4 protein-coding genes are annotated in these 10,713 nt (G+C 62.9%); 3 read left to right on the forward strand and 1 reads right to left on the reverse strand.

Going from position 1 to position 10,713, the window contains the following annotated elements:
- Nucleotides 1–91 precede the first annotated feature (91 nt).
- The 3 genes from RUW20_RS08115 (at nucleotide 92) to RUW20_RS08125 (ending at nucleotide 1,645) form a co-directional block, all read left to right on the forward strand.
- Complete coding sequence (locus RUW20_RS08115) at nucleotides 92–373, forward strand: hypothetical protein (RefSeq protein ID WP_313951699.1); 282 nt, start codon at nucleotides 92–94, stop codon at nucleotides 371–373.
- Nucleotides 374–775: 402 nt separating this feature from the next.
- On the forward strand, nucleotides 776–1,078 hold the full coding sequence (locus tag RUW20_RS08120; RefSeq protein WP_313951700.1) for a hypothetical protein: 303 nt from the start codon (nucleotides 776–778) through the stop codon (nucleotides 1,076–1,078).
- Nucleotides 1,079–1,096: 18 nt separating this feature from the next.
- Nucleotides 1,097–1,645: a hypothetical protein gene (locus tag RUW20_RS08125; protein WP_313951701.1), complete on the forward strand. Its 549-nt coding sequence runs from the start codon at nucleotides 1,097–1,099 to the stop codon at nucleotides 1,643–1,645.
- Nucleotides 1,646–2,080: 435 nt separating this feature from the next.
- On the opposite strand, the gene RUW20_RS08130 is transcribed toward RUW20_RS08125, so the two are convergent.
- Nucleotides 2,081–10,258: a SpvB/TcaC N-terminal domain-containing protein gene (locus RUW20_RS08130; RefSeq protein ID WP_313951702.1), complete on the reverse strand. Its 8,178-nt coding sequence runs from the start codon at nucleotides 10,256–10,258 to the stop codon at nucleotides 2,081–2,083.
- Nucleotides 10,259–10,713: the final 455 nt, after the last annotated feature.

Here is a 10,713-nt window from a genome sequence, read left to right on the forward strand (position 1 = left end):
TGTAAGGCAGAACCACGCGTTCATCAGGTACGCGAACGCGACTGCTGCTGCCGCACCACGCCTGCCATTGCGTACCACTGGCAGCCGCCAGGTGCGCAATGTCGTGGCCGTCGTCGTTGCCCTGTTCGCCCAGCACGCGCATCAAGCCCAGGTCGCCGTCCGCCAGGCGGTGCAGTCGCAGCATGCGCACCAGTCGGCGCACCGCCAGCGTAAGCTTGCCGTCGTTGCCAGGGCCGGGCGGCGCCAGACGCAGGTAGGCTTCAGGGTCGGTCACTCCGACGCGGTCAAACAGATCGACTGCTTCAAGAAGCATGCTGCGCGGCAACGCGACATCCAGCAAAGAAATGACCGTGGCGAGCGGGTTGTCGTCTGACCGGGTGGATGCGATTGCGCGCAGTTTTCGCAGATTCTCCAGTGTCCGCGCGATCCCGCTCCACCGGCGCTCGTGCTCTGGATTGACCAGGCCAGCGTCAACATTGCCGGTCTGCCAGACATACCACTCGTTACGCCGGCCTTGAAGCACCGCCGCCAGGCTGTCGGCCTGGTCCGCGCGGATGAAGCCGTAAAACACGCTCCAGCCGAGGTTCCGCAGCATGTCTTCAGGCAGCCCGTTGGGACTTGTCGCAAGGGGCGGATCAGCCGCCTCTAGAGCCAGGTCCCGGGCCATGTGCGCGGCGCCGATCCAGGCTTTGACGACCGCTGTGTCAAGCGCGGTTTCGCGTTGCAGGAAAGTAGCCTCCATATGGATCAGTTCTGAGGGGGCGAGATCGGCGAATTGCGGTTTGCCTGTGGAGTTGGCGCGGTTCAGGGTCTCCAGACCCTGCTCACCGAGCAAAGGCGTGAGGAGCGCACAGGCACGCTCGAACTCGGCGGGCACTTTGTCCAGCGCAGGCAGCACGACGTCGATGGTTTCCTGCGGCTGGGCATTGAAGTACACTTCGCTGGTCGCCAGCGGTTCCAAGCCTTCATCGCGCAACACCACCACGAACAGATCGGCCGCCAGCGGTCGCTCTCCTTCCGCCCGGCGGAAATCCTCGCGCCGGTAGCGGATTTCATAGAAGCCCTTGGCGTCGGTTGAGTCGTCATTCAGCCTCTGGTGGCGGCGCAAATCCCGGTCGAAGGCCACCACCTTGAGGCCAGGCAAGGGCCTGCCGAGGCTGTCAGTCACCTGGCCACGCACGATGTGGCGTTGCTCGGTCGTGATGTGCAGCTCGGTACGCAGGCCGGCGTTGTTTACGGTCTTCGATTTGCCGATCACGACACCCTTGTCGTCGACGGCGTGCACGACCAACTCCGGGCCCCCGCGCTCGCTGGCGGTGGCGCGAAAGTTTGCGTCCTTGAACGTGATGCGGTAGTGTCCGTCGGCATCGGCTCGCGCTTCGCCAAGGACAGTAGGACGCCCGAAGTCGAGGTCGTGTGCGATCACGCGGATGCCCGGTACCGGTGCATCATCGACAGTTTCGTGGACGGCGCCGAATACTTCGTAGGTCTGGCTCGGCGCCAGGGCACCCAGTTTCTGGAGGCGTTCATTGAGAGCGTTGGCGGTGCTTGGATCGACGACGCCATTCATCTGAGGGTCCAAGCCCTGCTGCCGTTGAAAGGAGAGCGTCAGCGCACGGGTCACCTTGTCAAAGAGCTTGGCTGACGCTTCGACGATGAGGCCCTCCCTGATCGCTTTGAATTCATCGGCGGTCGGCGTCTTCTGGGGATCGAAGAAGAGGGTGAGGTCCCGGTCCAGCAGGAACACAAGCGCCGCCTGCAGGTTGGCGACGTGGTCACCAGTCGCGTCCGGTTTGATGGGTGGTTTGATCAATTCCATGTTCGCCTCCTGTGTTCTGTCGGATGCTGCGCGTTTTTGCCTCTAACCACCCCTACCTGCTGCCTGCAAACTGGACTCGAATGGATTGATATTTCCCCTATAGCGTTTGTCCCAGTGCGGCTGAATCAATGCGAACCTGGCCCTTTTTTGCGTTTTGATCTCATGTAGAAGTAATCGGAATCTTTCCCAAGCAAACGTGTTGGCAGGCAAGAGGCAAGTTCTGATCCCGGCTCCCGGATCCGGATTGAATGCCTCCGCAGATTACTGATAGCCGAGGCCATTCATTCGTCCTAGCAGGTTGTAATTATCCTGCGAATCAATCGTATATCCAGGCACAATCCACTCCGGACCGTTTACCTTAATGAGCTGATCGACAAAAGAATCCGTCCATGTGTTGCGCCACGCTGCACCGTAAGGCGCAAAGACATTGCCCTCAAGAACGTAGCCAGCCATATTCATGACCGCCATTTCACCCTTGCTTAATCGTTCGGGATCCTTACTGCCAAGTCTTATTGCGGTCGAGAGGATGGCCACCGTATGGGCGCTAGAGACAAGTTGCATCACGTCCGCAGCGAAGAATCCGTGCACCTCGAAACGACCCACTGGCCGCACGACCACACCAGTTTTCGGGTTGACCTTTGGGCCCGGCTCCGGCCTGGCTAGGCCACCAGCCTTTATCTGATCGCTGTACTTCCTCGTCATTGGCTCGAGAGTGATCTTGGCTTCGGCTAAGGCTCGCTGTGCGGCCGCGCTCGACGCCGCCGTCAGCGGCTGCTTGCCTTTGAGATTTCGAGCTGCTATCTCATCTAGCTTCGGCTCCGTCGCCGCATGAACGTCAGTCGCGTGACCATCGATCAGCGCAGTCTTGTCGCGGGCTGGAGCTGCAGGGATGTTGGCCTTGGCGTTGACAATGTCATTAGGGATTCCCGAATTTCCAACATTCCGCGCCGGATACATATGAGACATTTCATCCCCTGGTTTAGGCTTTCCCAATTGCACGAGCCTTCCTCTTGAGTCAGCCACAGCCGGATTCTGTCTCTTACTGTTCGCCGCAGTTCGAGCGCGCGATGCCCCTTTGTCGGCTTCGTTTCTCGGATCCGCAGGAGGTGGCTCTACTCTTGGATCGGGACGCTCGAGCAAGACTTCCGTCTTTGTTCCAGAGGGCCTACGCTCGCCAATGCCAAGACCCTTCTTGTCCACGGCGGCGGCAGTTCGCTTGAGTGAAGCGAACTCCCCTTCCGTATCTTCTGTACCGAGTTGATCTAGACGGCCTACTGGATTTCGACCGGAATAATCGAAGACATTAATGCGATTTGAGACACCAATTGGGTCAGCCTGAAGCCAGACGCCATTCCTCGTCGAGTATTGGCGAGCCCCGTGACATGCTAACCCGCTCTCCTCATCCCTCTCCATTCCCGTATACCGATACCGCTTCGCCGGAGCCTCCTGTGAAGCTTCCATCAATCGATAGGAACTCGTTCCATACGGATGAAACTCCTCATACGAAATGAGCTGCGCGGCATTATCTAACTCCAGCCCGACCGAGCCCAAATGGTTGCCATACTGATAGCGGAATAGCGTCTGCGCCTTGACTTGAAGACGATCCGGGCGTGGGTTGTCAGCGGCAATCACGTCATCCACCAGCAGCACCCGCTGCTCGCCTTCGAAGAGGTGCAGCGACTCAATCTCTGCCACCACGCCACCCTGCGGGTTGCGCCGCCGGTACAGTTCGTAGTCGCCCAGATAGATGCGGTCTTCAACGAAGCTGTCGTCCGCTGAGGCGCTACGTGTGATGTGCTTGCGCGTGCGCTGTTTGTCGATACAGTAGTGGTAACGGGCCAAGCCGCCGCCGCCCAGGTCAAAGCCGCGGATCATGTCGCGCCAGTCCCATTGGATCTGTCGGCCCCAGTTCTCGTCCTCCCTGATCGGCGGCGGCGCGTCGATGTCCAGCCGGTTGAGGTTGAGCATGCTACCGTGGGCATCATGGCGGTAGGTGACCGCTTCCTCTGTGCTGTTGCCCGTCCAGGTTTGGTGCAGCCGGTTGCTGTCGGGTTGGGTGCTGTACTTGCGCGTCCAGCCACCGCCGTCTGCCGTGTGCGCCATGTCGATGAAGTTGCCCACCACGTCGTAGCGGTAGCGCTGCGTGTAGTTGCGCAACTGATCGCCCGACGGAAAGCTGCCGGAGCGCCACGGGCCTTCGCGCAAGGGCGGCGGCGTTCGCACGTCGTGTTCGCGGCCAGTGGCTTCGATCAAACGGTACAGCGCGTCGTAAGTGTAGTTGCAACTCGGCTCCACCCGGCTGTTCCTGAAGTAGACGGTTTGCTGCGCATCGTCCTGAATGTGGGTGATGTTGCCCACCGGGTCGTAGGTGTAGTGCAGGTTTTGCACGCCGCAGGGGCGCAGCGGGCGCGCGCTGCTGGCGCAATCGTCGCGGAAGGCGGTGGCTGGACGGCGGGTGAAGAGTTGGGTCAGCCGGAAGGTCTTCGCGTCGTAGCTGTAGCGTGTCTGCGTGCCGTTAGCCAAGTCCAGGCTCAGCTTCTGGCCCTTGGCGTTGTAGGCGATGTGCTTGATCGCCTCTGCGCTTCGGGTTGGGTCTGCGGTGAAGCTGACTGCGCCGTCGGTACTGGTGGCCTTGCAGGCCCGCACATGCATCCACTCGCGTTGCAGCGCGCCGCGCTCGTTGTAGCGCGGTTCGATCACCGCCACGCGGTTGGTGTGGCCCGGCGTGTCTTGCGGCGAGCCATTTGCCGCAAAGGTGATGTTGCGGTGCCAGTTGTAGAGCCGCGTCATGCGGCCCCGCGCATCGAACTCGGTGATGTGGTGGAAGGTCTCCTGTTCCAGCAGGCTGCTGCGGTTGCCGGTGTTCCAGTCCACCAGGCTGGCGCTGCCGTCGGCCTGCGGCAGGATCAGGCGGCGGGTGACGTGCGCAGGCTGGCCCTGCAGGCTGATGCGCTCCACCGTGGCCACGCCGCTGGGGTCGACGTGAGTCACGACCTGGCCGATGAGATTGCGCCCTTGTGCCTTGTCCAGCATGAGCGGGCCTGCAGCATCGCGCGGCGCGGTGGTGTCGCAGTACGCGAAGGCTTCGACCAGCGCCGGGGCGGCGGCATCGATCTTCAGCCATTGCGAGGTGGGCCGGTGCAGTGCGTCGTAGTCGCTGCGGTACAGACGCGCCTGCATCGCGGTACCCTCACCACGGTCGTTGAAGTCCCAGGCCAGCATGGGCTTTCCGGCGGCGTCCATCAGCATCCAGCGGTCGCCAGCGTCCATGCTGTGCTGGTAGAGCAGGTTGCCGGCGATGTCGTAACAGGGGACGCTGCTGGCTGGGAGGTCTTCGTTGGCGGCATCCGCCCAGCGGGTGGGTTTGGTGGGGCTGATGTACTGCATCACCAGGTTGCCGCGGGCATCGCGGATCCACAACGGTTTGCCTTCGGCGTCGAGCTTGGTGAAGGTGAGGCTGAAGTCGTCCTGCCACTCCCAGTCGCTGACCGACCACTCGATGGCAGGGCGGCGCGCCGGGTTGGGCGAGCGGTTGTGGGCGATGGCCACCACCTCGCGGCCCAGGCTGTCGAAGTGGGTTTCGGCGGGTGTGTCTGCATGCCGGGCTGCCAGCCAGGCGGCGCGGAAGTCGTCGCTATCGAGCAGCTTGCCCGCCAGGTCTCGATCCAAGGGTGTGGCGGGATTGGGGCTGCCGCGCTCGCGGTACCACCGGCTGTCCAACACGGTGTCGTTGGCATCGAAGCTGCGGCTGAACCAAGGCGAGAACTCCACGCGGCTGAAGGTGCCGTCGGGCATGTCGGTGCGCATCAGGCGGCCGGGCGCGTCGTAGAACATGACCGGTGATACACCCACAGCCTGCGGCTCTGTGAACCTGTGGCCGCTGGGCGAGAAGTAGGGTTCGAACTGCAGGACCGGCTTGCCCTTGTTGTTGACGATGATCTTGCCGTTGGTCAGCCAGCGTAGGGGGCCGCCGGGCGCCTCAGGCTCTGCCTGCACCTTCGTGACGAAGGCTTGACCGGTGCCGTCGGAATACTCGAGGGCGATTTGCAGAGGGATGCTGTTGGCCGGAATGTTGGCAAGGTCGCGCTCGTGGCGCTCGCGCAGCACGCTGCACGCACCCGCCGGCGTGATGCCCCAGCGGACGACGTTGCCGCGGGCGTCTCGCTCGTCACCGAAGTGGTAAAGGAAACGCGCTGTGGCTTTTTCCAGCCAGGTGCGCGCTTGGCTGCCGTTGAACTCTGTTTGCAGGAAGAGTTCACTTACTGCTTGCGGCGTGGGGTTCAGATTGGCGAAGCTGAGGCTGGCCACCGTGTCGCCTGTCTCGGTGACCTCAATGCCGGTGGTCGACTGAGTGACCTTGCCCAGCACGGCGGAAGCCACCGGCAGGCCGTGGACGTCGAAGGCGACTTCGCTGCAGTTGCCGTTGGCATCGCGCATACGCGTCGGCGCCAGGACACGGTGGTCGAAGCGCTCCACCGCCACTTTGTTACCGCGCGCGTCACTGCTGGACTGGACGTACAGATCACGCCAGTCGTACTGCAGCGTGGTGGAGTTGCCGAAGGCGTCGGTGTAACGCTCGGGCATGAAGAAGTGCAAATGGGCGTCGGGCTCGAAGCCGGCCCTGCCCGAACGCATCCAGTACTCGCTGGCTGGCAGGCCAATCACAGTGCCGGGCACATAGCCGCTCGTGGAGGACGCATTCAACAAGTCGCGACAGGTCTTTGATGCTTGGCCATAGGCCGCGGGCACGGCCTCCCAAGCCAGCTTGTCGGTGGGTGGTGTTGTGGCACTGCCAGTGCCGAACACGGCGGCCAGCAAGTCTTCGGTCAGCGCGAGTTTGTAGTCCTCGTATTTGAGGCCGCGCGGGCCGTGCTCTCCGAAGGCCAAGTGTTGGGACGGCGCTACCGTGTCGCTGCCATCGTCCCAGTACAGCGTGCGCACATGCTCGACAAGCCGCTTGTGGGCCCCCCTGCTGCGCGGCTGCTCGTGGTACGCGAGTGGTGCGACCGGTTTGCCGCCTTGATCGGGCAGGCGATCGCTGAGTTCGAACTCGAGGAACTCTGCGACAGTGAAGTAGGGTCCTGCCCTGGGTGCAAAGCCAGCGGCGTCGTCGCTGCTGAGTTCGTAGGTGCGCACCTCGCACGGCACGGGCAGGCGGTGGTGGCGGTGACGCCAGGCAGGTGCCAGCGCTGCTGTGAACCGGGCTTCGGTGTAGGCGATGTGGCGCTCGGCCTGCACGGCGCGGATCACCTCAAGCTGCTGCGGCGACAGTCGGGTGTTGGCAAACAAGGCGCGGCGCGGATAGACCACAGCCACGGACTGCAGCGTGTTGCCCCACTCATCGAACTTCAGGTTCAGGGTATGGGCAATGCGGGGGTCGATGGTCAGTCTGGGTGCGGTGAGATCGAGTTCGTAGTGGCAGGTGTAGCTCTCGCTTTGCAGGGCCAGAAACACCGCATGGCGGTTGGCGCCACGCGGCTGCACGCGGCGCAGGTGGCAATTGTGCTGCGTGGCGCTGAACAGGCGCACCGGTTTGTGCTGGCCGCTTTCTTCGAGTGTTTTTGCATCGAGCTCGACCACCTCCTGCCGCAAGGGCATGCCCTTGCAGGCCCGCATCGCCTCGCGCCATTCGTCGCCGGTGAGTGCGGGGCCCTTGCCCGGGTCAAGCTCCGGTTGCGGCAGGGCGGGTTCGGCAAAGCCCGCGTTGGCAAAGGCCTGGCGATGGCGAGCGGGCAGGTATTCGCGTGCGAACAGGCTCAGGATATGGTTGCGGTCATCGGCCACGCCGGTGTGGAACCAGGTGGTGGTTTTGATCGGTGCCTGAAAGAGCGTGTCGTCCTGCGTGAAGAAGGAGCTGGCGGTGTTGGCGACAGCGGCTTCGGTGAAAGCCTGGGTGTCCACCTGGTCGACCCGTCCAAAGCCACGGAACTCGCGTTCCTCGCCATCGAAGTAGCCGTGGTGGTAGCTGTAGCTGCTGCTGAATTCGGTCTTGCGCCAGGCGTCGCGCACGGTCACCTTGCTGACGCAATGCACCGGGAACGGCAGGCGCGTGACCCAGGGCGTGCCGGCCTGCTGGTCTTGCAGGTAGAAGCGGGTGGACGGCGTGTACTCGATGTCTGTGCTGGCGCCGAGGTGGTTGTCCACCCGGATCAGCAGGTGCGGTTTCTCGTGGTGACGATGGGCTTGCACCTCAGCCCCGTTGGCGCGGCGCCCAGCCATCAGGTCGATGTAGCAGACGGGGCGGCTCGCGTCGGCCGGCAAGTGCGAGTTCCACACCAGGCAGGCGGTGCCGTTGCCCAGCAGATCGGCCACCTGCACGGCCGCCAGGTTGTGCGTGGCCACCGGCAAGGACACGGTGAGCGGCTCGCTCAGGCTGTTGCCCGAGCGGTTGAAGTACAGCTGTGCGCCGCTGCGCCCCAGGTAGATGATGTCCACCGGCCCGCTACCGTCGATGTCCGTCAGGCGGATGCGATCCGGGTCGAACAGGTCGGGCGCATCGAAGCGCGGCGCATTGCCCAGCGTGACCTTGCGGCCAAAGCGGCCGTAGCCCTGGTTGGGCCAGTAGCAGACGTCGCCATTGCGGATGCGCACCAGGTCGGTCAGGCCATCGCCGCACATGTCGGCCAGGAAGATGGTCTGGGTGCCGTCGGCGAACAACAGGCGTGGGCCGGAATCGTCGTCGGCCGCTTGCCTGCTTTGGCGGGCGGAGCCGAAGCCTTCCTCGCTCAACGAGGGGTACCAGGTGAACACCTCCTGCTCGGTGATCAACGCATCGGCATGGCCGTCGCCCGTCAGATCGACGAAGCGCAGGTTGGGGTCTTGCCAATCAATGTTCGGCAGGCTCGCAAAGGGGACATGGCGCTTCCAGCCTCGTGCCGAATCGCGCTGCTGGAAACCCGGTGCGGGGCCACCGAACTCAACCACATCAATGGACCCATCGCCGGCCAGATCGATGAACTGGTGACTCGAACCGGCAGCCAGCGCCAAGGACGGCTGCGACAACGCAGTACGCATGGGGCCAAATGTGCCATCGCCCAGATTGGGCTTGTAGTACCAGGCGCCTTGGCCTTCCGCCAGTACGCCGGGGAGACCTTCGCCGTCGAGATCCAGCCATCGATAGCCGGGCCCTTGTGTTCCAACGGGCAGGCTGTCTAGCTGAACAGTCGCAATGGTGTGGATGTTGGGGTCCACGCGTGGTTCGCTGTAGGTGAAGCTGACCGGCGGCAGGGCACGCGATTCATAGGCGGTTGTGCTGCCGGGTTTGCGTTGGTAGCTGCGGTGTGTGACGCCGCGCAATGTGGCGTAGCCGGCCTGCTCGGGGGCGTTGAATTGCCCGGCGAACGCATAATCGAACTCGGTGGCACGCACCAGGCAGTTGTTGCTGACACCCGGTTCGCCGGGAAAATGGTGAAACATCAATACGCGCCGACACAAACGGTAGGTGCGAATCTCAAAGCCGGCGCGGTACGTCGAAGAGGCGTCGCTGCGGTCCAGCCAATGGTTACGCGACGGGGAGCCAGGCGGTGCCGGTTGTGACAGGTGGGCAGGATAGTCGCCGTAATCGAACAGCGCTTCGAATAGCCATTGAGTCGGCAGTCGGTCAGCCCTGTCGGGCACTAGGCTGGGCAGGTAGGGCGTGGCGTTGCCGTACCTGATGCGTTTGAGATAGCGATTGGTCGTACGTGCCGCTGGCTGGCGATTGCTTTCCCACAGATTCTTCGTCGAAAGCTTGGGGGGCGTGTCGGCTGAATATCCGTAGGTCGCGACGTTGCCCTTGTCGTCGTTGGTCTGGCACAGCAGCCATTCGAAGATCCGTCGTGGATCTGCCGGGTCGACGATCCGGCTTTCAGCATTGCGCCCGTACCAGCTGGTGATGTTGTCTCGACTCACCGTACGCCAGAATGCATTGGCCGGTTTGCCGATTTCGCACCAGCGTTCGATGCGTGCGAACAGGCCTTCAATGCGAGGGCGGTAGTGGTGAACTCGGTAGCGCTTGCGTGCCCAACGCACGTCTTCAACCACTCGCCGAGGCAGGCCGTTCGGCGCAGAGAGTTCCAGTTCCGGTATCAGATCCTCGGCGCCGGAAAGCTGGAAGGTGTCGGCTTCGACGTTATCGTCGTAGGTGGGGAGGCCTTTTTCGGTCTTGCGGCGGATTCCGGGCTGCGACAGGTTCCAGCCTAGCCCGAATACGCCATTGCCGGCGCCCGAGTCATAACTGAGCGTCAACTGCGGACCAAAACCTGCCCGCCCTGGTGAAAGGGCAATCGGAATCGACATCGAGCCGGTGCCGGTGACCGGGTTCGCCGAGAACTTCTCGCCGATGCCACGAATGGCGCCACCGCCCTTGGGCAGGGAAAGCTGTGGCGGGCTCAATGCGAAGGCCGGAGGCTGCTCACCTCCGCCGGCAGGCGCCTGCCTGGTTGGTGGTTCCTTCGACATCGCACCCCCCGTTGTTTCAGGTTCGAGATGCAAAAACGATAATGCAATGCAGCTATCGCAGGCCGGAGAATACACAAATAGTGCAAAAGGTCTACGCCTAAATTCGATTGGCTCAGACCGGGGCGAGAAGCGGCCCGTCGCCGCGGTCTCCAACCCTCGAATCCGCAAGACATCGCACCCTGGAGGTGGCTTCCGTTGTGCCGGCCTTGGGTCGATCGGACGCTCGGTCGTGGGCAGGATCAGTAGCCGTGAGCAAGCGCGACGCTGTATGAACCGCCACTATTTGCCGGCTCTCCCGCTAGCGGATTCCCGTGGCCGATGCAACATTTACCCCGCTTGAAACCGGCCCGCATACTTTCGCCGGTGCGGCTGCATTTCGTGTCCTTGCGAGACCCGGACGTCAGCCAACTGGAGGCTCCGCGAAATCAGGGAATCAGGGAATCAGGGAATCAGGG

It is taken from the genome of Accumulibacter sp. (genome assembly GCF_032229525.1).
Taxonomy (GTDB): domain Bacteria; phylum Pseudomonadota; class Gammaproteobacteria; order Burkholderiales; family Rhodocyclaceae; genus Accumulibacter.

Excerpts from the sequence above, each read along its gene's own strand:
- RUW20_RS08130 (WP_313951702.1), bottom strand. The coding sequence starts at position 10,258 with ATGTCGAAGGAACCACCAACCAGGCAGGCGCCTGCCGGCGGAGGTGAG.